Raw genomic sequence first — 22528 nt, 5'->3', positions numbered from 1 at the left:
TACAAGCCCTTCTCATAAACTTAGATGGACGACGCTGAGGACGAGGGGTTATGAAAATGAATGGGGATATGCTCTTAGTAATTCTTATCATTATTGGACTTGTAGGCCGTTCTCCAATTATTACGACGGCGGCTTGTCTGTTACTTGCCATTAAACTAATCGGTCTAGATCGCTATTTCCCTACGTTGGAGCGAAGAGGACTGGAGTTAGGCTTGCTCTTCCTTACAATTGGTGTATTGATTCCTTTTGCCAGTGATCGTATCACCATGAAAGACATTCTCTCTGTCTTTACGACTTGGCCTGGCATCATCGCATTACTAGGCGGAGCCATTGCTACCTATATGAACGGAAAAGGTTTGGAGTTACTAAAAGTAGACCCACAATTAATTGTGGGTCTTGTCATTGGTTCTATATTTGGTATTTTGTTTATGCGCGGTATCCCTGTTGGGCCTTTAATGGCCGCCGGCATTACCGCTTTTTTATTAAAGCTGGCCTACTTCATTGCGGACAAAATCCACCATTAAGCAGGTTGCTTATCTGCGATCTTCTGGGCCGCCAACAAAAACTTGATCGGCTGTGTCCAAGCCGTATGCTGTGTGTAAAGCACGGATTACGTCAGTCAGGTTCGTATTGTCAATGACACAGGACATTTTGATTTCGGATGTGCTTACCAAGGAGATTGTGATGCCAAGATCCGAAATGACTTTGAACATGGTCGCTGCAACACCTGGTGAGCTAACCATGCCCGCGCCTACGATGGATACTTTCACAAGATTCACTTCGGAAGTCACTTCACGGAAGCCAACTTCGCCACGAATTTGTTCAATCACATCGAGTGCTTTCTCACGATCCGCTAACGTTGTCGTGAAAGAGAAATCAGCAGATCCATTGATGACACCGCTTTGCACGATAATATCAACGTCGATTTGCACTTCAGCCAGTGCGAGGAATACCTTCGCTAGTTGACCTGGCTTCTCAGGAACACCCAGAATACTAATTCTTGCCACATTTTTGTCATAAGCGATGCCACGAACGACGATTCCTTGCTCCATCACTGCTTCCTCCTTCACGTTGGTGCCTTCATTATAATTAAAGCTTGAACGGACCACTAAGGTCACATTGTAGTTTTTGGCGTACTCAACCGCTCTTGGATGAAGTACAGCTGCTCCAAGATTCGCAAGCTCAAGCATTTCATCATAGGAAATCTCAGCAAGCTTTCTTGCTACTTTCACAATACGTGGGTCGGTGGAATAAATGCCATCGACATCGGTATAAATTTCACAGAGATCCGCTTTAATCGCTGCTGCAAGCGCAACAGCTGTTGTATCGGATCCACCGCGGCCTAATGTCGTAATCTCACCAGCTTCCGTCATACCTTGGAAACCAGCAACGATCACTACATTCCCTTGCTCAATTGCATGCAATACGCGGTGAGGCTGAATATCAGTAATTCTAGCTTTACCATGTACAGGCTCTGTAAAAATGCCACTCTGCCATCCGGTGTACGAAACCGCTTGTTCACCTAGATTATGTATGGCCATCGATAAAAGGGCAACGGAAACTTGCTCACCCGTCGTTAACAACATATCCATTTCACGAGCCGGTGGGGCTCCATCGTAAATTTGTTTGGACAAGTCGATTAAATCATCCGTTGTATCACCCATCGCAGACACGACAACAACACAGCTGTGTCCAGCCTGTTTACGCTCTACGATTCTTTTTGCAACTCGCTTCATTCGCTCCGCATCACCGACAGAGCTACCGCCAAATTTCATCACTATAAGAGACAAAGCTGACCCACTCCTAACGCATACTAGTGCATAACAATTCAATATTATAGCATATAAACCGCGTGCTGTGGTAAGAAATCCGTATAAAACGAAAAAAGCCTTTCCGACCCAAGGAGTCAGAAAGGCTTAACTGTTTAGTTGCTCGCGCGTGAAAGGTATTTACCATCATCTGAATCAATGGAAAGAATATCGCCTTCGTTGATGAAAAGCGGCACCATCACATTAAGTCCTGTTTCCACTTTCGCATTTTTCAAAGCGCCTTGTGATGTGTTGCCCTTAACGCTTGGCTCTGTTTCGACAACTTTCAACTCAACGCTCTTCGGAAGGTTAATCCCAAGAATTTCACCTTGATAGCTCATGATCTTGATGTTCATGTTTTCTTTCAGGAAGTTCAATTCCCATTTCAATTGTTCGTGGGAAAGAGAGATCTGATCGAAAGTCTCTGTATCCATGAACGTGTACTCGTCACCAGCAGCATACAGGTATTGCATTTCGCGGTTTTCGATGTGAGCACGTCCTACGTTCTCACCAGCGCGGAATGTACGCTCAACGGTATTACCGTTGCGCAGGTTCTTCAGCTTGGAGCGCACGAATGCAGCACCTTTACCTGGTTTAACGTGTTGGAAATCTAGAACTGTGAAAATATCATGCTCAACTTCAATCGTAAGACCTGTTTTAAAATCGTTAACTGATATCACTTGTGAATCCCTCCGCTAGTCAATAATAAGAAAATCTTTGGTAGAATGTGTAAGTATTTTAATGCCGGTCTCAGTAATTACTACGTCATCCTCAATTCGAACTCCGCCAAAATCAGGGAGATAAATACCAGGCTCAACGGTAACAACCATACCAGGAGTTAAAATCATATCTTCGGTTTTGGACAAGCGTGGAGATTCGTGAACTTCCATCCCTAACCCATGTCCGGTACCGTGACCGAAATAATCGCCATAGCCATACTTCACGATAATATCTCGCGTGAATGCATCGCCTTCTCTGCCCGTAATCCCAGGCTTGAGGTTAGCCAAACAGTTCAACTGTGCTTCCAAGACAATATCATAAATTTCGCGATGCTTGTCTGTTGGCTTACCTAGCATAACCGTTCTGGTGATATCTGAGCAATAACCATTATAATACGCTCCGAAATCCAATTTGACAAATTCGTTTAATTGGAGAACACGGTCACTGGCTTTACCGTGAGGTAAAGCGGAACGTTCACCGGAAGCAACAATCGTTTCGAATGAAGTCGAAGTACCGCCATTCTTGCGAATGAACACCTCGATTTCAAGTGCGATGTCCTTTTCTTTGACACCAGGCTTGATGAAATTAAGAATATGCGAGAAAGTTTGATCAGCCAAATCAGCCGCTTCCTGCATAACTTGTAATTCCGCCTCATCCTTCACCATACGAATCAATTCAACAACTCGTGAGGTTGGCACGAATTCGATGCCAGGCAGACCTTGTTGATAGCTCAAGAAGTCACCATAGGAGACGTCGCTTTGTTCGAATCCAAGCTTCGTAATACCCTGCGCCTGCAATAGCTCGCTTACGGTTTCAATCGCCTTCGCTTTATGCTCAACCACTTCAAATAACTTAGCTTGCTGCGGCGCTTGCGTCATATAACGGAAGTCCGTTAATAAAATGGCACGATCTAGCGTAATTAGCACATAGCCAGAAGAACCAGTAAACCCAGATACATATGTACGGTTATATGCGTTCGTGATGAGTAGTGCCGGTAAATTCTGCTGTTGCATAGCCACGCGAAGACGTTCAATACGTTTCTCCTGCATCCAAATCACCATTCCTTCTTAAAGTTATGCTTTAGCAAAACGATCTTCGTAAGTATTTGCTTACAGATGGGGTAGTAAAGCTCGTAAACCAAGCGCATAGCCATCCGCGCCAAATCCACAAATTTGACCAATTACGACAGGCGCGATGACCGAATGATGACGAAATTCCTCACGTTTATGAATATTCGAAATATGAACCTCTACCGTTGGTAATTGAACCGTGGATAGCGCATCGCGAATGGCATAGCTGTAATGGGTAAAAGCGCCGGGATTAATAAGAATGCCGTCCTTTGTCCCATAGGCTTCGTGAATTTTATCAATAATCTCGCCTTCGTGGTTCGATTGGAAGCTTTCCAGCTCGATCGATAATTCCGCTCCAAGCTCTTGTAAACCCTCAAGAATAGTAGAGAGTGTCACTGTTCCATACACACCAGGTTCACGCACGCCGAGCATATTCAAATTCGGACCATTCAAAACCAGAACCCTTTTCAATTGGACATCCTCCCGAAACAACGATCATTGGCCATAGCTGATTATAGCTAATTAACCTCTGATATTTTACCATAACTTTCATGACTTGGGTATAGCCTGAATCGTTCTTACATTGGTATATTCGATAGCTATGGAATACCCCACGAACATTCCCCATACGAGAAATAAACAAAAATCACTTATAATGGTGTTGAGCTCCAGCTGATTGATCCAATAAAACATACCTGTCATAGGCCCGACAAGTAAATACAGAATTGCCCACCAGAACGCGCCGTATCCTAAGCCCCACATAGGACTTCTTAGCTTCCACATGGTAAACATGTAAAGGCATGACGCGAATATGGAGAAGATGGTAAAGCAAGCCCACCCCGTAAATAACCCTAGCCATGTATTAAAGAAGTCATGCTTGAAAAATGGCTCTGCCATAAACCCGATCCCGATTGTGGTGAACTTAAAATAATTTTCAATAATTTTGATGGCCCCCCAGATCAAGCCAGCAAAAAATCCGATATATAGCACAAAAACCCAGCGATTAGTCACTTTTTTCTCCGCGGTATGCGCACTTGTCATCCGATCTCTTCCTTTCTCTACCGTAAAGCTTGTCTTTTCATTGGCAATCATAGTATGTTCTGTCGCAATCGGTAGCATTCAACCCTTGAATCCGTTACAATAAGAAAGTAAATAACCGAATTCGAGAAAGATGAGAAGGTGAATCTTGTGGCAGAACAAAACAGTATATACGGAGGACAAGCCGTCATTGAAGGCGTCATGTTCGCAGGAAGAAATGTGCATGTAACCGCTGTGCGTAAAAAAGATGGTTCCCTTGATTTTTTAGAAGTACCAAAGAAAGTGATTCCTTGGGTTCAGGCACTTAAGAAAATCCCTTTCATTCGCGGGATTGTAGGTATTATTGAGTCTAGTGCCAAAGGTGCTCAGCACCTTAATTTCTCGGCTGAGTCGTTTGCAGAGCAAGAAGGCGAAGACGACACAACCAAGAAAGAAGAAAAACAAGGTATTTTCTCCAACATATCAATGGTTCTCGGCGTCGCAGTCGTCGGTGTCATTTCATTTCTGTTCGGGAAATTTATTTTCACCTTAGTTCCTGCTATTATTGAACAGTTTTTGTTTCAAAATGTATTTAGCAATCAAATTCTTCATAATCTTATAGAAGGTGTCATCAAAATCATTTTGCTGGTGGGCTATATTTATTTCATTTCACTCACGCCCATGATTCGCAGATTGTTTCAATACCATGGGGCAGAGCATAAAGTCATCAGCGCCTATGAAGCGGGTATGGACTTAACGGTAAGTAATGTACAGAAATTCAATACGCTTCATTATCGTTGCGGCAGTAGTTTTATCGTGTTTACGGTGTTAGTCGGGATCGTGATGTATTCGTTCCTTCACTATGACGGGTACGTCGAGCGTATTGTTCAACGTTTAATTTTATTACCTCTAGTCATCGGCGTTTCTTATGAAGTTTTGCGTTTCACCAATTCACTTCGTGAAGTACCTGTTCTTCGTTATTTAGGCTATCCAGGACTGTGGTTACAATTGCTAACGACCAAAGAACCGGAAGACAGACAAGTCGAGGTGTCCATCGCATCCTTTAACCGCATGCTTGAAGCGGAAAAACGAATTATGGAGGGACGGGAATGAGAAGAAGGTTTTCTCCGATTGAGATTGCCATAGGAATATTAATTGCCATAGGCTTGATCGTTAGTTTACGAGCATTATTCATTCCTATTCTTGTGCTGGGGACCATTTTTCTACTTTACAAATACCCCCCTTCCCGTTGGAAAAAGCCTTCAAATGGCCGGGGATCTGTAAGAGGTAAGACCACCAAAAATGCTAAGTTTCGTGTCATTAATGGAACCAAAGACGCGGATAAAGATGATTTTCCAAAATACCATTAAGTAACCTTCGCCGGTGGTCGCATGACGAATTTCTCATAATTTTCTTCATAGACACTGGCTGACCAGCTCTTGAAGTAAGCTTTGGAAGCCAGGAAGCCTGATTCATACAGCGACATGCTTAATTCTTTGGAAATATTAAATTGCGTATTGCCAACGCCTAACGTTGGGATTTTGACCGTTCGGAATCGATTCTTCTGCTCGATGTATCTCTCATCATGCGCACTTAGCATCGTACTAAAGAGAGCTTCAAGCATCGTAATCGGGCCTCGAATCGTATGAGTTGGTGTATCGCTTTTACCGACGAGTTGAAAGCCAATGACGGGAATAAGCTTCTCTCTCGGCATCTCCTTATCAAACACCCAAAGTGGAAAGTTGCTTAGCAACCCGCCATCAACGATATAATTAAACTGCTCTGAGAATGGCTTAGCCTTCTCGGAGCTTTTTATATTACGCCGAATTCGAACCGGATCGAAGAAATAGGGTATGCTTGTGCTCATTCGCACAGCTTTGGCAATTGACAATTTGCTCGGATCCATCCCGTACTGGGCAATATCGTTGGGCAATACCAGCAGTTTGCCTTGGGTGATATCCGAAGCAATAATTCGTAAATGATTCGGTTGCAAATCACCAAACGTGCGGATCCCTTTGGCCGCTAGTTGTTGATTGACCCAATGCTCCAGAGCTTCGCCAGAATAAAGACCTTTCTTAATCAGTAAACGCGCCGCGGGTCCAATGATCTTCATGTTATAGATTGGAGAACGTTGCATAAACGATTTGAAAGGCGCTCTGAGAATTAGTTCTCGCATTTCATGCCCGGTATATCCCGCGGCCAAAAAAGCCGCTACAATCGAACCAGAGCTTGTACCCGCGACCTCGTGAAAGGTGTATCCCTCATCTTGGGCTGCGCTAACCCCTCCAGCCAATGCAATCCCTTTTACCCCGCCGCCTTCAAACACACCATTTATTTTCATAAACTGCCCCCCTTCCTGCACGTACGCCACTTCGCAGGGCTTCATAGGTATGTATGCTGGGGGAGTTTGTTTCTATTCCTATGGTCTTACTGAGCAAAAAAAAAAGACAGAGCACCGAAAATCGGTCTCTGCCCTAGCTCTCTGATTCTAACTCTTTACGTACATTCATAAGTTCGTCTGCGCGACTCGGGTCTCTGCGGAAATATTCCAATAAAGTTTCAATACAGGTAATGGAGTCCCAGCTCAAATGGTGTTCTATGCCTTCGACATCCTTATATATATTGTCCTCATGGACACCAATCGTCGTCAGAAAGTTTTCAAGCAGCTCATGCCGATCCATTAACCGCTTGCCCATCTTCTTGCCCTTGGGCGTTAGGATTAAACCGCGATATTTTTCATAGATTAAATAGTTGTCTTTATCTAATTTTTGAATCATTTTAGTCACGGAAGAGGGATGCACTTCAAGCCCTTCAGCAATGTCGGAAACACGAGCGTAGCCTTTCTCATCAATAAGCTTGTATATTCTCTCCAAATAATCTTCCATACTTGGCGTAGCCATTGCTTTATTTCCCCCTGCTGTACGAATTTCTTGCTTTTACTGCTTTCCTATCATAATCCATCAACCCAGATGCGGTCAAATCTCCCATGATTCCTTAAGCCCTCACTTTGGCACAATAAAATAATAGATTATCATCACGTAATGTTAAGGAGGCTCTTATGTCAACTGAATTACTTTCAAGGCCTGTACCCAGCACGACAGTCTTCGTGCCTGAGCTCGTATATTTTGAACCAGATTCATTGAATTATCCCAAAGGCCAGCAAATTTATAAGTGGGCGCAGCAAGAAGGCTTTGAGATTCATATGACAACCTCTCACAATCAAATCCGTGATTTACCTGGTGAAACAGAGTTGGATAAATATCGGATTGCCAAAAGAACCCTCGTTGTCGGAATCCGAAAAACGTTGAAATTCGAAACGTCCAAGCCTTCCGCCGAATATGCGATCCCGATTGCTACGGGCTGTATGGGGCATTGCCATTACTGTTATTTACAAACCACAATGGGAGCCAAGCCTTACATTCGTGTCTATGTGAACATCGACGATATTCTAGGCGCTGCCCAGCGTTACATTGCCGAACGTGAACCCGAGATTACACGCTTCGAAGCGGCTTGTACTTCTGATCCGGTCGGACTGGAACATATCTCCGGTTCGCTGAAACAATTAATCGAGTTCATGGGTGAGCAAGAGCATGGCCGTTTGCGGTTTGTAACGAAGTACCATCACGTGGAACCCTTATTGGATGCCAAACATAACAAACATACCCGCTTCCGTTTCAGTGTAAATGCGGATTATGTGATCAAAAATTTCGAACCCGGCACCTCACGATTTCACGAGAGGATCGAAGCGGCAGGCAAAGTAGCCAAGGCGGGATATCCGCTTGGCTTTATCATTGCTCCAATCATTTGGCATGAGGGTTGGGAAGACGGTTATGCTACGTTGCTGGAGAAGCTCCACAATGCGCTTCCACCTGAAGCAACGCAAGATTTAACATTCGAAATGATTCAGCATCGTTTCACGAAAACGGCTAAAAACATCATTGAAAAGCGTTATCCCAAAACGAAGCTCGAAATGGATGAAGAAAAACGCAAATACAAATGGGGCAAGTATGGGAAAGGTAAGTATGTCTATAAAGATGACCAAGCGACCGCGTTGAGGGAATTCATTACGGAACGTATTTTCGAGAAATTCCCTCAAGCCAAAATCGAATATTTCACTTAAAATTTCAAGAAATCCGGCGTTATCGTGTTCAGCCAAAGCGTGATCTGAGTCATTTTACCCGTGTAGAGTAAAATCGCAATCACAATCATCAATCCTCCGCCAATTTTCATGATGGAGCTTGAATACCGTAGGATCCATTTGGTTGAACCGATAAAAAAGGAAAGAACGAAGAAGGGAATCGCAAAGCCTAACGAGTAAGAAGTCGTAAGTTTGAACCAAGTCCCAGGTTCTGTGGCTGCTAATGCAAGGATTGCTGACAAGATAGGTCCCACACATGGGGACCAGCCTGCCGCGAAGCCCATGCCGACAAAAATAGAGCCCACATAGCCTGCTGGGCGAAATTTAATGTTCAATTTACGCTCTTTCATGAGCCATTGCGGCTGGAAGATGCCGAGTAAGAATAATCCCATTACAAAAATTAAAAGTGCGGCGATTTGTCTGAGCAAGTCGCGGTAGTCAATAAAGAAATTACCTAAGAAGCCAGCCGTTAATCCTAAAGCATAAAAAATGATGGAAAAACCAACGATGAAGCTTAACGTATGCAGCATGGTTTGACGTCGAACTTGCGCTGATGTTCTTCCCGATTTCAGTTCACTTACCGAAATCCCTGTTATGTAGGATAGAAATGATGGGTATAAAGGCAAACAGCAAGGTGAAATGAATGAAGCGATTCCCGCCCAGAGGGCGATCCATAAATTGACAGAATCCATGATTTTATATCCTCAATCCTCTTTTTAAAATAATCCCGATCAAGATAGCGATAAGGCTAAGCACAACTGTTCCACCCGGTGCCAAATCCCAGATCCCCGCAACCACTAAGCCGACAATAACCGCAATTTCCGAGAACAGAATCGCCAAGAAGACCGAATGTTTAAAGCTGCGAGCAATTAACAAGCTGCATGCGACTGGAATTGTTAACAGAGATGATACTAACAAGGCACCAACAATTTTGATAGCAACAGAAATCACTAACGCAGTCAGCATCGTAATCATCATATTATAAAACTTCAAAGGAAGTCCACTTACACTCGCTGCGTCCTCATCAAAAAACATAAGAAAAAATTCTTTGAAATGAAATGCGATGACGCCAATGACAAGTACACAAACGATTAGAACCACCCATAAGTCTGTGGAATCCAATGTATAAATACTTCCGAATAGATAACTCATGACGTTCATATTGAACCCTTTGCCCAATGTGAAAAGCAGCGTAGCGAGAGCAACTCCCCCAGACATAATAATAGCTATGGAGAGCTCTGCATAGGTCTTATAGGCCTTACGCAAACGTTCTATGGCAAAAGAAGCGAGCAAGGCAAATACGAGCCCTACGCCGAGCGGATATACGTTAATCAAGAATCCAAGCGCGACACCTGCAATCGACACATGTGCGAGCGTATCCCCAATCATCGATAACCGACGCAAAACAAGAAAAACGCCCATCAATGGCGCTGTTAGCCCGATCAATATCCCACCAATTAATGCACGCTGAAAAAAGTACTCTGTAAAAATGTCCAAAATCCCCGCTCCTTACTGAACTCCGATCATCTCTCGAATTTGGCCTAGCGAGTGTGTTAAATTCGTCTCACGGCAATCTTCGGGATCATGGGTATGTTTGACATAAAACTTAATGCCGCCGCTAACCTGCTGTGGCTCTGTTCCTAGATAGGACTGAATCATATCCATATCATGTGAAACCATAATAAAAGTCATATGATGATGTTGGTGCATATGTTTGATCATTCGGAAGAAACCGATCTGCGTTTCGGCATCGATGCCGACTGTTGGCTCATCTAAAATGAGCAACTCCGGGTTGTTGACGATCGCGCGCGCTAAGAACGCGCGTTGCTGTTGTCCCCCCGAAAGCTGGCCAATACGGCGATCAGCAAGATCCTCGATGCGCATCGCTAGCATCGCGTCTTCTGCTTTTTGCAGTTCGGCTTTGGACAACCGGCGATACACCTTCTTTTTGGTGTACATGCCTGAGAGCACGATTTCCCTAACCGTAGCAGGGAACAAAGGATTGAAGGCATTTTTTTGCGGGACGTAGCCAATACGCTCCCAGTCTTTGAATTGACTCAACGGCCGATCAAACAATCGGATCTCACCGCTAGTAGGCTTCAGTAAGCCTACTAGCATTTTGAGCAGCGTCGTTTTGCCCGCACCGTTCGAACCAATGACTCCAACAAAATCACGTTCGAGTATATCAAATTGGAGGTTATGAATGACCGCTTTATTCTCATACGAAAATGAAATATCATCGATCGATATGATCTTCTGATGGCACAATATGTTATTAATAGTCTCCATCCTCTTACCCCTGACTTTCAGAAATGGTCTTTCACTTCTATTGTAACGCGAGAACCAGATTTTTTAAATTTTTGTCCATAATCGTAATATAGTTTTCACCGGCATCTTCTTGAGCCTTAGACAATCCCTCAAGCGGATTCAATACTAACGTGTCTACTTTAGCATCTTTGGCTAAGGTCTTAGCCAATTTATCCGATACCAATTCTTCAAAGAAAATATACTTTAACTGATGGTCTTTAATGAATGTATTTATTTTCTTTAAGTCCTGCGCCGTTGGCTCTGCATCGGGAGATAGCCCCATAATCGACATCTGAGTCAAGCCATAGTCTCTACATAGATATGCAAAAGCATGGTGAGATACTGCAATTTCTTTTTTGCTCGTCTGAGAAAGTTCTTTTTTGTAACGGGCATCCAAATCCGCTAATTGAGAAGCATAGTTCTGATAGTTTTGCTCGAAAGCATCTTTATGGGCGGGATCAGCTGCAATTAAGGCCGTTTTAATATTATTAGCCATTTTCTCTGCATTTAACGGGCTAAGCCACGCATGAGGGTCAAATTCTTCTTTATTATCATCTGTGGTAATTAAATCTGCCCCTTGACTAGCTTCAACAACACGTAGGGTTGATTTGCTAGATAGACTTCCTAAAAAATCTTTAACCCAACCTTCAAAGCCAGCACCTTGATAGACAAATACTTCCGCTCCCGACATGTTCTTAATATCTCTACTTTTCGGTGACCAGTCGTGTGGTTCAACCCCAGCTGGTACGAGATTAATCACATTTACATAGTCGCCACCAATTTGCTTTGTAAAATCATATAAGGGATAAAAGCTAGTAACCACATTCACTTTGCCATCTACGAGTCCCGGCTTCGAACTTGCACAGCCACTGAGAAATAGAGCAGCAATCATCATTAAACCTATGTACATAAAACGCTTAGCATGTCTATTCATCGATCACACACCAACTTTAATCGTAATTTTTTTTATTAACGTTTTTGATTATACGAGTAGACCAATTCGAAGTCAATATATCTATGGATAAAATCCAAAAAAGCCAGCTGCAAATTTCACAGCTTGGCCATTTGTTTTTGGAACTTCTATTCACTGGAGTCATCTGATTTTCCTTCACTAGAACCACCAGAATCTTCAGACCCAGAAGAATCTTTAGATCCTTCTTTACTTTTGCTGCCTTTGGAATCTTGCGTGTCTTTCTTTTCTTCATCCGCCTTCGTTTCTTTATCGTTTTCTTCTTTTAGCTTTTTGTAGCGTTCTTCCGACTCTTTGAAAAGCTTAACTTCCTGTTCTTGCTGGTATTTGAGAACTTCATTGTACATCTGATATTGTTTTTTTAATTCTTGATCAATCACACTTTCTTTATCTTTGGACTCTGCTTCTTTCTTAGCCTCTTCCTTTTTCTTCGCTCCCCCACCGAACAACGAACAAGCCGTCAAAGTGAGGATCAATATCGAAATGGCTATTACTTTTACTAATCGCTGTAGAAACATCGCACTCACTCCGTGGTTAGTTTCCTTTATCTTGCCCCATGTTAGCGAAAATACCCCCCAACGTCAAAACCCCATCCCTGGAAAAATTCCGGAATGGGGTCTGTTGATTTGACGTTATTATTTCACGATTGCACCGTTCGGCATGGAATCCGGAACCGTTGCAAGTGTCAACTGATCGCCATGTGAAGCGGCGAGAATCATACCTTGCGACAGCTCGCCGCGCAGCTTGGCAGGCTTCAAATTCGTGACGCAAATCACTTTGCGTCCTACTAAGTCGGCTGGCGTATAAAACTTCGCTATGCCCGAAACGACCTGACGCTGCTCGTAGCCAAGATCCAGCTGCAGCTTAAGAAGTTTATCGGCACCTTTGACTGGCTCAGCCGATATGACTTGCGCGACGCGGAGCTCCACTTTGCCGAAATCGTCGATACCGATTTCTTCTTTGGGCTCCGGCACGGGCACTGCTTCAGCAGCGACCTTCGCAGGTGTCGCTGCCCCTTGTGGCTCGTCGGCGCTAGTTGCCGCGCCACCGCTCATCGCCTCGACGATGTAGGCGACTTCTGCAGCCACGTCGAGCCTCGGGAACATTGGCTCGCCCTTTTGCACCTTTGTGCCCGAAGGGAGGTGCCCGAAGGATTGTACGCTTTCCCATGCAGTCAAGCGAGGCAGGTCTTCAGCAGCTAAGCCTAGCTGTGTCCAGATCAGTTCCGGCGTCTTCGTCAAGAATGGACGAAGCAGAACGGATGAAATGCGCTGGGACTCTGCCAGCACGTACATCACAGAGCCTAACGTCTCGCGTTTGGCTTCATCTTTTACCATCGACCATGGTTGTGTTTCATCGATGTATTTATTCGTACGGCTAATCAGTTGCCATACCGCGGAAAGTGCAATGGAAAACTCCATTTTCTCCATCGCTTCTTCATATTTCGCAACAGTTGTACTCACCGTCTCCAAGAGACTCTCGTCAAACTCGGTAGCGCCAGGAATATATGAAGGAATGGCTCCTGCGAAATATTTATCAATCATCACAATGGTACGGTTCAATAGATTGCCCAAATCATTTGCAAGGTCATGGTTCACACGCTCAACGAAGCTCTCAGGCGTAAAGGTGCCATCTGCTCCAAAAGGAACTTCACGCATGAGGTAATAACGCAAAGCATCAAGGCCATATCTGTCAATGAGTGTAACCGGATCAACTACATTCCCTTTAGATTTGGACATTTTGCCGTCTTTCATGAGCAGCCAACCGTGTGCAAATACTTTACGAGGCAATGGTAAATCTAGCGCCATCAACATAATTGGCCAATAAATTGTATGGAAACGTACAATTTCTTTGCTCATTAAATGAACATCCGCTGGCCAATACTTTTTGAAAATCGTTTCATCGTCGGATCCATACCCAAGAGCCGTAATGTAATTCGAAAGTGCATCAATCCACACATAAATGACATGCTTAGGATCTCCTGGAACCTTAATTCCCCAATCAAATGTTGTTCTGGACACGGCCAAATCTTCAAGCCCCGGTTTAATAAAGTTATTCAACATTTCATTTTTACGAGATTCTGGTTGGATAAACTCAGGGTTTTCCTCGTAATATTGCACAAGACGATCCGCATACTTGCTCATCTTGAAGAAGTAAGTTTGTTCCTTCATTTTCTCAACAGGACGCCCGCAATCTGGACATTTCCCATCTACTAACTTACTCTCAAGGAAAAAAGATTCATCCGGAATACAATACCATCCTTCATATTCACCTAAGTAAATATCTCCTTGATCTAGCAGACGTTGAAAAATCTTAGAAACTGCATCCTTATGACGCTCTTCCGTCGTCCGAATAAAATCATCATAAGAAATATCCAACTTCGCCCATAGTTCTTTGATGCCTGAAACAATCGTGTCTACGAATTCCTGTGGTGTCGTTCCTTTTTCTTGGGCTTTGCGCTCGATCTTTTGCCCATGTTCATCTGTACCTGTTAAATATCTAACATCAAAGCCCTGCAGCCTTTTGTAGCGCGCCATCGCGTCTCCAGCCACAGTAGAGTAAGCGTGCCCAATATGCAGCTTATCACTAGGATAATAAATCGGAGTTGTAATATAAAACGTCTTTGATTGTTCGGACATCATTCGTTCCTCCAATAGGGAATAGTAGAAAACACAAAAAACCCTCATCCATCTTGGGACGAGAGCTGAACTCACGCGGTACCACCCAGGTTCCCCCGCCTTTCACAAGCTCGGGGCTCAGTAAGTCTATAACGACTTGCCCATTAACGCTGGGACACGAGACCAGCTTACTCTTCGCCATGTTTGCACCTGCGCACAAACAAAGTGAAAAGCTTGAAGGTCTATTCTCCGGGACCATATTCCAAACATTCTCCTATACCGGCTTTCACCTGTCCCGGCTCTCTGTTCATAGGCATCCGATTGTACTTATCCGTTCATCGAAATCAACAATATCATCTTTAAGCACAATATATCGAAAAAAATAGTCGCATGTCAAGCAGACGGATCGTTATCAACTAATTTATCCGCTTTGCCGGTACATGATCCACGCCACCGGGATGAAAAGGATGACATTTACAAATTCGTTTCACAGAAAGCCATGAGCCTTTCATTGGCCCGTGTACTTCTAAAGCCTCTAACGCATATTGCGAACACGTAGGATAGAAACGGCAAGTTGGTGGCTTCAGTGGCGAAATAAACCTCCGATAAAAATGGATAGGTGCTTGAAGAGCCCTTTTCATCAGCAACCTCCCTTGTACAATTCATCAATAGTAACGTAAAACTCTTACTATCCATCTTGCCTGAAAATGAACATCAGGTCAAATAGTACAAGTGAAGTCCTTATTCACAGTTGGAAGCACTTCAAAAACTTCCTGTATAAATGTATAGATACAAAATATCTCAAAGGACTGCGCAAGCAAAATAACCTATCAAAACCCGCGAAAGTCTCAGAAAATAGATTACTTAAATACGTCCGGCATTCTTTCGAGGACATATCCTTGATCCCGCTGCTAGTATCTAGCATATCAATTTCTGCATTCAAAGGTGTTCTTCTAAACTCCCTTTTAACTGTTGATTTAACGGGACCTTCTTTCTGTTTCCGCGCTTCAGCGTAGGATTTTTTCAATTTCTTAAAAGCTTTCAGCCTACTTTCTTCGACTTTAAAGACTAAACAAATTTTCTGAAGCATAAGCTTTGCACTTCTATAATTAATATGTAATAGTTCCGATAACCCGTAAGCTGTAATTTCTGATCCACGCTCAAATAACATCGTTAATGCCCGAAACCAAGTTAATAAAGGAAGTTTAGAGTTATGAATAATCGTGCCCGCTGTAAGGGAAACTTGCATCCTGCATTCTTTGCATTCCAGCAATCTACGTGTACGAATTCGGAAAGCTTCATGATGATCACAGCGAGGACAATGAAAACCTTGAGCCCAGCGCAAATTCATCAAAAAATCTTCACAAGCCTCTTCTGTTAGACATTTAGACGCATCGATAGCGATGGATTCAAATTTCATTTCCTCTCTCCTCAACCAGAACTTATGTTCTATTCAATTATACCAAACAAGTGTTCCTTTGTATACAAAAATTTAAAATTTACCATTTTCCTCCTATCCTCTGAGAGCCATCTATTTAAAAGGAGAAATTCTGTTGTATCTACAAGGAGTTGTTTAGGTGTTATCTGGGGTGCCTGGGGGTCTAGGTTGTTTGGGTTGTTTGGGTTAACTGGGTTGTCTCTGTTGTCTGGATTCTCTGAGTTCTCCGGGTTGCCTGCGTTGTCTGCGTTGTCTGGGTTCTCTGGGTTCTGTTCTCTGGGTTCTGTTCTCTGGGTTCTGTTCTCTGGGTTCTGTTCTCTGGGTTCTGTTCTCTGGGTTCTCTGGGTTCTCTGGGTTCTCTCGGTTCTCTGTTCTCTGGGTTCTCTGGGTTCTCTGGTTGTCTGGGTTGTTTGTATGTTATTTATTAGAATTCATATCATCTTCATACATGAGAACTATACTTGTTTGTAGTTGAGTCAGATGACTATTCTTGCATATAGCTCAGAAAATAATAATAAATAAACCATCTAGCTACCATGAGGCAAAGGGCAATTTGTGAACTTTACCAGTGTAGTACAAGCAAGATACCTTCTATAAAAGGAAGTCGAACTCATTTCAATCAATTATTGAAATATTTCGCATTCTATTATTGTATATACCTCAGAATTAAGAGCTTATCCAAGGGCCCCTTGCTATTGTGTGAAGTGAAGGGAATACACATATGAGTAGCAGAGGTTAATAGATGAAGTGATGCATGACTCGAGTTTGGGTACCGTTGTGAGAAATTAGGCGCTTATAACGCTCGAGGTAAAGTGATAAAGGGTGCTTGGATGGAATCCGGAGTTGGGTTAAGTATTGTTGCATACTACAAGTTGTACATGGTTGACCTACCGGAAACTCAAGTCCTTAGTTGAAGTCTTGAATTGATATAGACTGAGAGGTACAGTTTTTTTGTATAATTTCTACGGATCGTGAGTTACGATCCAAGCGTACTGGGAAGTAATGAAGGCTAGTTCTGTAGGCTCAAGTACGTGTTCGAGTTTACGTAATAAAAGCCGCACTACTTTTTAGTGACAACGCGCAGGTTTGCGATATAATGTTGGATGGAGAGCATTTATAGATTTTATTAATTGGGAAGTAGCAAGGGTTACTATATATTAAAAGGGGTTCCTTCGTGATGATAATTGAGATATTTCAAGATCTAGTATGTCCGTGGTGTCGCATCGGCAAGAAGAATTTGATGGATGCCTTGAATGATTTTACAACAGAGCCTGTAGAGGTCCACTATCGCGCTTATCAGCTTGATCCTTCGACACCTGTGGAAGGTGAGCCTTTTGAAGCGCTGATGCGAAATAAGTTTCGTGCGGATGAAAGCAAGCTACAAGGCATGCTGCAGCAAGTTACGCAGGCTGGACAGGCCTCGGGATTGCATTTTGATTTTGCTCGAGTTGAGCGAATGCCGAATACGTTAAAGGCTCACCAGCTCATTGCCATTGCACCGGAAACAATCAAAAAACAGCTAGTTGATAGCTTATTTAAAGGCTATTTTGAAGACGGGAAAGATATTGGTAATGTCGGGGTTTTACTTGATTTTGCGGAAGAGCTCGGAATGGATCGTGATCAAACACAGAATCTTCTAGACACAAAGCAAGGCTTAGAGCAGGTCGAGGATGATCTGTCTTTTGCTAGTCAGGCTGGCGTTACTGGTGTTCCTTTTTTCGTCATTAACCGGAAATATGCGTTAACAGGCGCTCAACCGGCAGCTACGTTTCTGCAAGCACTTCAGCAAATTAGTGCGGAAGGTCATGACGAAGCTTGAACGAACTTGAATTGAAGCCCGGCACTTCTTCATAAGGGAGAATGTCGGGTTTTAATAAGATGATAAATAGGAGTTTGACGAATGACTACTTTACTCAAAGCTTTAAAGCACCTACCCACCCGTGTGATGATTGTAATTCTTCCGTTTGTTTTGATGTGCATGGTGGAATATTTGGATCGAGGCTCTTACAAAGAGTTTCACCATTGGTTTGCCGATCACCCGTTAGCCATGTTGCTCGCTTACTTCGTTGTTGGAACTTTGTACTTGTTTCTCATTGCCGTCACAGGTCGAAGCCGCATTTCCTTCTGGATCCTCTGCGTCATTCTACTGCCACTCGGTGCAATTAGCGGTAGTAAATTGAAGGCGATCGGTTCGCCATATTATCCATGGGATCTCTATTTTAACAATCAACTTATGGAATACAAGAAATTTCTCCGCGGTTATTTGAACAGCAGCATAATCGTTTATACCGCACTTTTTCTAATTATAGTTGCTTGTCTGTTTCACCTTATCTTAAGGAAGCGGAAGCTACGATTTAACTGGATTGAGCGTAGTGTCTATGGGGTCATTGCTATTGTAATGGCAACTAGCTTGTATCTGGATAAGCCCATTTCATTCACAAATTTATATGGGATGTACACGGTTCCTTGGGACCAAACAATCACCTATGATGATAATGGGTACTTGTACTCCTCAGTTCAGATGCTTAATTATCTTAACGTCGCTAAGCCAGATGGATACAGTAAAAAAGCAATTACCACCCTTTTGAATCAGATTCCTGATAAGCCTGCAGCTAGTAATAAAAAGCCGAATATTATCGTGATGCTAGGCGAATCTTTTTTTGATGCAACTGAGATGAAAAATGTTACTTTCAGCCGCGATCCTATCCCTCATTTGCATGAATTGCAGAAGAAATTTACGAGTGGCAAGATGTTATCTCCGCAATTTGGTGGGAGTACTGCCAACGTTGAATTTGAGGTTCTGTCGGGGAATTCGATGCGCTTTTTCGGGAAATCGCCTGACAAAATTATCCCGTACATCGAATATATGAATCATGGTGTAGATTCTTTAGCAAGTATTACGACCCGCCAAGGGTATACGGCTACGGCAATTAATCCTTTTTTCAGCTACTTCTTCGATAGCAGGAAGGTGTACAAGCATTTCGGATTTTCACATTTTATCTCAAGTGAATATTTCCCAAATGATTTCTCTGGTCCGAACTATGCCGACCATGCGGTCGTGAACAAGATTATCGAGGAAACTGAGAAAAGTCCTGGCCCTGACTTTGTTTTTGCCAATACGATGGAAAATCATCACCCTTATGGTCCTAATAAGTTCAGTAAAAATACGATTGAAGTCACTGGGGATATTTCTGCTGAGTCTAAAAGTATTCTGGAAACTTACGCCCAGGGAATCACGGCTACGGATCAAGCACTTCAGTCTCTTGTGGATTATTACACAAAAAAAGCGGAACCTACGATTATCTTATTTTTCGGTGATCATTTCCCTTTCTTTGAAGATGATTATAAAGTGTATCGCGATGCCAAGTATGTGCTTCCCAATGATCCTGATTTGTATGTGAAGACACATTCTACGCCATTTTTGATCTGGAACAACTTCTTACCAGCCGATCAAGAGCAGTTGAATCTGACATCGAGTCCTTCTTTCTTAGGCCCTTTGTTACTTCATGAGGCTGGTGTAAAGGGCAGTTATTACACGGACTATTTGTATGAGTTGTCCAAAAAAATACCGGTTATTCCTCCTCAAGATATGTGGTCGAAGTACAATATTAAGGAAAGCGATCTGACTGGCTATGAGAAGATGCAGTATGACAACCTTTTTGGCGGACGCTATGGCTATGAGGCAAAAGGGTACAAAGATACCATCGTTCAACCTTCCTATTTACTCGGATATGGTGATCCGGTGATCTCTAAGGTTGCACTTGCTGACAATAAGATTTTGGTCACAGGCACTCCGTTCTTCTCCTCTTGTAATGTGTACATTGATGGGAATGAATTCAAATCGAATTTCGATGGCAAGGATACGCTTTATGTTGATCTAGCTGCAAATCCAAAGCTTGAACCAGGAAAAACGCATCAGATCGAAGTGCGTGTATATGATGATAAAAAGATGAAAATCGGGCAATCCAACCTTTATCCGATGCCTTCGTCATGACAAAAGCCCCCTATGAATAGGATGAAACATATCCTACACTTAGGGGGCTTTTGTGTGGTGAATTTCGTTCCACCAGCTCATGTTCATTTCTTCACAACGACTACCTCGGAAGAATTAGGTCATCATCATTTATTACGACTTTACACCTTCAGTGCAAATGGAACCTCTTATGATGCGCATGTGCATCATTACCAAGGAATTACCGGCATTAAATACGGGCATTATCACGCTTATTACGGAATTACTGGACCGCCTATTTCCCTTGCCAATGGCTCACATATCCATTTACTCACTGGTATCGTCGATCTCAATCTCTATAATACAAGCCGAAGCGGTGCTCTAGTTAAATCCGCTAATACGGAAGGTCTTATCGTCGAGCTGCACCAGCATACGTACCAAGGATACTCAACCACAGGCTTCGGCTATGAGCCTTGGTAACTCTATAGATTCTCAATGTGAATTGACCAATTGAATGTAAACGTAGCCCCTGATTCTAATCCTTGGGCTCCTGAGATTTCAGGTTTGAATGGCTCATTAAATACATTCATGATACTGGTGTATGGCTCCAATGAAACGGCTTGGGTCCATGGCGCTGTAAAAAGCACATGAATAGGGAATTTATCCCCCATATCGTAAATTAGCTTCGTGCCGCGTGCTTCATAATGGATCTCGCACGTTTGCGGCCCTGGCTCGATGCTCAGCATTTGCGAGCCGCCAGGATACCCAGGCAGCGCGGTGACTCGCGTGCCTTCTTGTAAGGCCGCTGTGAGCGCCGAAGGGGCAGGAACATCCGCCGCATACCCTGCCGCGGTGAGCGGCCATTCTGCCGCCGCGGGAATCTTCACGCTCACGCGGTCTGCTTCGCCTTCCGCGAACGCGAAGTACGGGTGAAATCCAAGCGACAGCGGCATCGTATCGCCGCCACGGTTGGCAATTTCACCGCTGAGCGACAACGTACCGTCTTTCAGACGGTACGTGAAGCGGAAGCAAGCGGCGTGTGGGAAATACGCCAGCATGTCCGGTGTCTCCGCGATGTCAAACTCCGCGGAGACATAAGCCCCGCCTGCCGCATCTGCGCCGCTGGCGACGACCTTCCACGGCCGCTCGCGCAGCTGGCCGTGGGCATGGTCAGGCTCCCGATTCGCCGGGAGCCGGTATTCGCGGCCATCGAAGGTGAAGGCCGCATTACGAACGCGCCCCGGCGAGAACAGAATGGGCACGCCGTAACGCGAAGAATTGACGCGAAGCTCAGCCAATTCGGCTGGCTTCGCGATGTAGCTGTGGTTCCGCACATCGAAGCGGAACAGGTGCAAGCCGACGGCCGGAATAATTTCGGCCACGGCTTGAGCTTGATGGTCGACGAGTCTCAGCGTGGACTCGCCCTCCCATTCACTATGTACAATCTCATATTGACTCAACTGTGATGCCTCCTTCGTTAGTAGATCTCTCTGTTGAATTTGCCTTGTGCTGGGCTAACTCTTTCAAATCTAATTCGTGTTTGATAATAGTTATAAATCATTATGATACCAAGTACAAGCACAAAGCTGGTTACCAGACTTCCCTCCGCCCCGAATGCGCCACCTGACACAACAGTTGTCCCCTGTGTTTCCGTTGTCATAACTGACGCCATAGGGATACCTGAAACGTCAAAGCCAAGTACACACCCTTGCAGGAAGTTCCATGACAAATGGAGACCAATTGGCATCCATAGGCTTCCCGAAGCTTCACGGCATATACCAAACAAGAGGCCTGCTAACAGCAAATTTATTAACGGCAGCGGTGAATTCCACATGCCAGGATTGAAGCTATGCAGCAGAGCAAAAACTAGCGTAGAAATACCAATCGCTGCTTTGGCACCGAATTGATGCTTCGCAAGTCCTTGCAAATAACCCCGCGCAAAGAGTTCTTCATTCAGCGCCACACCAATGAAAAGCAGAAAGCTCCCTCCGATTTGGTACCCTTTATCCACACTCCATTGCACATTCACAATATGTATGCCGCCTAGCAGCCATATACACGCGCTGCTCAATAGGATCAATACAGCGCCTAGTCCCAAGCCAATTACGAGCTGACGGCCAATAGGGCCGCTATGAAGGCCAAGTGACCATCCTTTCCTTCGTTCAAATATATAAAAAGCCAGATACACTCCACTTATAAACCCAAGGATTTGGGCCCACAATGCCGCTTTAATAAAAAAGGGATCTTTGGCAACAGCATCCATACTTACGATCAATTCAGGATGAAGCTTCAACGCCATAACCGCAGCTGCAATTGATAGAATTACCGTTATCACAATGATGAAAATGATGGCCACCAGCACTTTACCAATTAGCTTGAAGATCGGGATTGTCTTCCTATCGCTCATTTCGATACTTCTTCACTCCTCTCTTAAACAACGTATTCGAGAAATTACACCTAAATCCTGCCAGTTACGTATGACAATCCTCT

General features: G+C 43.9%; 24 protein-coding genes. 7 read left to right on the top strand and 17 right to left on the bottom strand.

Annotated features, from left to right (window positions below):
* Positions 1-56: 56 nt before the first annotated feature.
* A complete protein-coding gene (locus A8709_RS26235) occupies positions 57-524 on the top strand; it encodes a DUF441 domain-containing protein (RefSeq protein WP_065856689.1) in 468 nt (155 codons plus the stop codon).
* A gap of 9 nt (positions 525-533) precedes the next feature.
* Here the strand turns inward: A8709_RS26235 and A8709_RS26230 are convergent, their stop codons facing one another.
* The 5 genes from A8709_RS26230 to A8709_RS26210 form a co-directional block, all read right to left on the bottom strand.
* Positions 534-1790 carry an aspartate kinase gene (locus A8709_RS26230; protein ID WP_065856687.1) on the bottom strand — a complete coding sequence of 419 codons (1257 nt, stop codon included), beginning with the start codon at positions 1788-1790 and terminating at the stop codon, positions 534-536.
* A gap of 134 nt (positions 1791-1924) precedes the next feature.
* Positions 1925-2488 carry an elongation factor P gene (gene efp, locus A8709_RS26225; RefSeq protein ID WP_065856685.1) on the bottom strand — a complete coding sequence of 188 codons (564 nt, stop codon included), beginning with the start codon at positions 2486-2488 and terminating at the stop codon, positions 1925-1927.
* Between the two features lie 15 nt (positions 2489-2503).
* On the bottom strand, positions 2504-3577 hold the full coding sequence (locus A8709_RS26220; protein WP_065856683.1) for a M24 family metallopeptidase: 1074 nt from the start codon (positions 3575-3577) through the stop codon (positions 2504-2506).
* Positions 3578-3637: 60 nt separating this feature from the next.
* Positions 3638-4069: a type II 3-dehydroquinate dehydratase gene (gene aroQ, locus A8709_RS26215; protein WP_065856681.1), complete on the bottom strand. Its 432-nt coding sequence runs from the start codon at positions 4067-4069 to the stop codon at positions 3638-3640.
* 78 nt (positions 4070-4147) lie between these two features.
* Positions 4148-4690: a YqhR family membrane protein gene (locus A8709_RS26210; RefSeq protein WP_244163319.1), complete on the bottom strand. Its 543-nt coding sequence runs from the start codon at positions 4688-4690 to the stop codon at positions 4148-4150.
* A gap of 147 nt (positions 4691-4837) precedes the next feature.
* Between A8709_RS26210 and A8709_RS26205 the strand changes: the two genes are divergently transcribed.
* Both A8709_RS26205 and A8709_RS26200 read left to right on the top strand, forming a co-directional pair.
* Entirely contained in the window at positions 4838-5728 is an 891-nt protein-coding gene (locus A8709_RS26205) for a DUF1385 domain-containing protein (RefSeq protein ID WP_065857394.1), read from the top strand.
* Positions 5725-5985: a hypothetical protein gene (locus A8709_RS26200; RefSeq protein ID WP_065856677.1), complete on the top strand. Its 261-nt coding sequence runs from the start codon at positions 5725-5727 to the stop codon at positions 5983-5985. Before A8709_RS26205 ends, A8709_RS26200 begins: the two co-directional genes overlap by 4 nt.
* Here the strand turns inward: A8709_RS26200 and A8709_RS26195 are convergent.
* Both A8709_RS26195 and mntR read right to left on the bottom strand, forming a co-directional pair.
* On the bottom strand, positions 5982-6956 hold the full coding sequence (locus A8709_RS26195) for a patatin-like phospholipase family protein (protein ID WP_065856675.1): 975 nt from the start codon (positions 6954-6956) through the stop codon (positions 5982-5984). The two genes, A8709_RS26200 and A8709_RS26195, sit on opposite strands and share 4 nt — an antisense overlap.
* Before the next feature lie 133 nt (positions 6957-7089).
* Positions 7090-7515: a transcriptional regulator MntR gene (gene mntR, locus A8709_RS26190; protein WP_065856673.1), complete on the bottom strand. Its 426-nt coding sequence runs from the start codon at positions 7513-7515 to the stop codon at positions 7090-7092.
* A 158-nt stretch (positions 7516-7673) separates the two neighbouring features.
* Here mntR and splB point away from each other — a divergent pair, with 158 nt between their 5' ends.
* A complete protein-coding gene (splB, locus tag A8709_RS26185) occupies positions 7674-8735 on the top strand; it encodes a spore photoproduct lyase (protein ID WP_065856671.1) in 1062 nt (353 codons plus the stop codon).
* Here the strand turns inward: splB and A8709_RS26180 are convergent.
* The 8 genes from A8709_RS26180 to A8709_RS26150 form a co-directional block, all read right to left on the bottom strand.
* On the bottom strand, positions 8732-9445 hold the full coding sequence (locus A8709_RS26180; protein WP_065856670.1) for a cytochrome c biogenesis CcdA family protein: 714 nt from the start codon (positions 9443-9445) through the stop codon (positions 8732-8734). The two genes, splB and A8709_RS26180, sit on opposite strands and share 4 nt — an antisense overlap.
* Positions 9446-9449: 4 nt before the next feature.
* The gene (locus tag A8709_RS26175; protein WP_065856668.1) at positions 9450-10250 is read right to left on the bottom strand and encodes a metal ABC transporter permease; all 801 of its coding nucleotides are present in this window, start codon (positions 10248-10250) and stop codon (positions 9450-9452) included.
* Between the two features lie 12 nt (positions 10251-10262).
* On the bottom strand, positions 10263-11042 hold the full coding sequence (locus A8709_RS26170) for a metal ABC transporter ATP-binding protein (RefSeq protein WP_065856666.1): 780 nt from the start codon (positions 11040-11042) through the stop codon (positions 10263-10265).
* Positions 11043-11079: 37 nt separating this feature from the next.
* Positions 11080-11994, bottom strand: a complete 915-nt coding sequence (locus A8709_RS26165; RefSeq protein WP_065856664.1) for a metal ABC transporter substrate-binding protein — start codon at positions 11992-11994, stop codon at positions 11080-11082.
* A 146-nt stretch (positions 11995-12140) separates the two neighbouring features.
* A complete protein-coding gene (locus A8709_RS26160) occupies positions 12141-12548 on the bottom strand; it encodes a hypothetical protein (protein WP_065856662.1) in 408 nt (135 codons plus the stop codon).
* A 117-nt stretch (positions 12549-12665) separates the two neighbouring features.
* Positions 12666-14669, bottom strand: coding sequence for a methionine--tRNA ligase (metG, locus tag A8709_RS26155; protein WP_084225451.1), 2004 nt, complete (start codon positions 14667-14669; stop codon positions 12666-12668).
* A 395-nt stretch (positions 14670-15064) separates the two neighbouring features.
* The gene (gene yidD / locus A8709_RS33825) at positions 15065-15289 is read right to left on the bottom strand and encodes a membrane protein insertion efficiency factor YidD (protein ID WP_084225450.1); all 225 of its coding nucleotides are present in this window, start codon (positions 15287-15289) and stop codon (positions 15065-15067) included.
* Between the two features lie 104 nt (positions 15290-15393).
* On the bottom strand, positions 15394-16068 hold the full coding sequence (locus tag A8709_RS26150) for a transposase (RefSeq protein ID WP_065856658.1): 675 nt from the start codon (positions 16066-16068) through the stop codon (positions 15394-15396).
* Between the two features lie 1195 nt (positions 16069-17263).
* Between A8709_RS26150 and A8709_RS26145 the strand changes: the two genes are divergently transcribed.
* The 3 genes from A8709_RS26145 (at position 17264) to A8709_RS26135 (ending at position 20518) form a co-directional block, all read left to right on the top strand.
* Complete coding sequence (locus tag A8709_RS26145) at positions 17264-17905, top strand: DsbA family oxidoreductase (RefSeq protein ID WP_065856656.1); 642 nt, start codon at positions 17264-17266, stop codon at positions 17903-17905.
* Between the two features lie 81 nt (positions 17906-17986).
* Positions 17987-20080, top strand: a complete 2094-nt coding sequence (locus A8709_RS26140) for an LTA synthase family protein (protein ID WP_065856655.1) — start codon at positions 17987-17989, stop codon at positions 20078-20080.
* A 57-nt stretch (positions 20081-20137) separates the two neighbouring features.
* Positions 20138-20518, top strand: a complete 381-nt coding sequence (locus A8709_RS26135; RefSeq protein WP_167357172.1) for a YmaF family protein — start codon at positions 20138-20140, stop codon at positions 20516-20518.
* Between the two features lie 2 nt (positions 20519-20520).
* Here the strand turns inward: A8709_RS26135 and A8709_RS26130 are convergent, their stop codons facing one another.
* Together A8709_RS26130 and A8709_RS26125 are read right to left on the bottom strand one after the other, a co-directional pair.
* On the bottom strand, positions 20521-21498 hold the full coding sequence (locus A8709_RS26130) for an aldose 1-epimerase (RefSeq protein ID WP_065856651.1): 978 nt from the start codon (positions 21496-21498) through the stop codon (positions 20521-20523).
* A 17-nt stretch (positions 21499-21515) separates the two neighbouring features.
* A complete protein-coding gene (locus A8709_RS26125) occupies positions 21516-22445 on the bottom strand; it encodes a CPBP family intramembrane glutamic endopeptidase (protein ID WP_065856649.1) in 930 nt (309 codons plus the stop codon).
* Positions 22446-22528: the final 83 nt, after the last annotated feature.

Origin of the sequence: Paenibacillus pectinilyticus, from assembly GCF_001700435.1 — a bacterium.
Lineage (GTDB): Bacteria > Bacillota > Bacilli > Paenibacillales > NBRC-103111 > Paenibacillus_E > Paenibacillus_E pectinilyticus.
Note: the sequence above shows the minus strand (reverse complement) of the source record. Positions and strands in the feature narration are given on the sequence as shown.

Coding starts and splice junctions, on each gene's coding strand:
- metG (WP_084225451.1), bottom strand. CDS start 14,669: ATGTCCGAACAATCAAAGACGTTTTATATTACAACTCCGATTTATTAT.
- A8709_RS26140 (WP_065856655.1), top strand. CDS start 17,987: ATGACTACTTTACTCAAAGCTTTAAAGCACCTACCCACCCGTGTGATG.
- A8709_RS26235 (WP_065856689.1), top strand. CDS start 57: ATGAATGGGGATATGCTCTTAGTAATTCTTATCATTATTGGACTTGTA.
- A8709_RS26205 (WP_065857394.1), top strand. CDS start 4,838: ATGTTCGCAGGAAGAAATGTGCATGTAACCGCTGTGCGTAAAAAAGAT.
- splB (WP_065856671.1), top strand. CDS start 7,674: ATGTCAACTGAATTACTTTCAAGGCCTGTACCCAGCACGACAGTCTTC.
- A8709_RS26210 (WP_244163319.1), bottom strand. CDS start 4,690: ATGATTGCCAATGAAAAGACAAGCTTTACGGTAGAGAAAGGAAGAGAT.
- A8709_RS26220 (WP_065856683.1), bottom strand. CDS start 3,577: ATGCAGGAGAAACGTATTGAACGTCTTCGCGTGGCTATGCAACAGCAG.
- A8709_RS26165 (WP_065856664.1), bottom strand. CDS start 11,994: ATGAATAGACATGCTAAGCGTTTTATGTACATAGGTTTAATGATGATT.
- A8709_RS26125 (WP_065856649.1), bottom strand. CDS start 22,445: ATGAGCGATAGGAAGACAATCCCGATCTTCAAGCTAATTGGTAAAGTG.
- A8709_RS26145 (WP_065856656.1), top strand. CDS start 17,264: ATGATAATTGAGATATTTCAAGATCTAGTATGTCCGTGGTGTCGCATC.
- yidD (WP_084225450.1), bottom strand. CDS start 15,289: ATGAAAAGGGCTCTTCAAGCACCTATCCATTTTTATCGGAGGTTTATT.
- A8709_RS26180 (WP_065856670.1), bottom strand. CDS start 9,445: ATGGATTCTGTCAATTTATGGATCGCCCTCTGGGCGGGAATCGCTTCA.
- A8709_RS26195 (WP_065856675.1), bottom strand. CDS start 6,956: ATGAAAATAAATGGTGTGTTTGAAGGCGGCGGGGTAAAAGGGATTGCA.
- A8709_RS26150 (WP_065856658.1), bottom strand. CDS start 16,068: ATGAAATTTGAATCCATCGCTATCGATGCGTCTAAATGTCTAACAGAA.
- mntR (WP_065856673.1), bottom strand. CDS start 7,515: ATGGCTACGCCAAGTATGGAAGATTATTTGGAGAGAATATACAAGCTT.
- A8709_RS26170 (WP_065856666.1), bottom strand. CDS start 11,042: ATGGAGACTATTAATAACATATTGTGCCATCAGAAGATCATATCGATC.
- A8709_RS26160 (WP_065856662.1), bottom strand. CDS start 12,548: ATGTTTCTACAGCGATTAGTAAAAGTAATAGCCATTTCGATATTGATC.
- A8709_RS26200 (WP_065856677.1), top strand. CDS start 5,725: ATGAGAAGAAGGTTTTCTCCGATTGAGATTGCCATAGGAATATTAATT.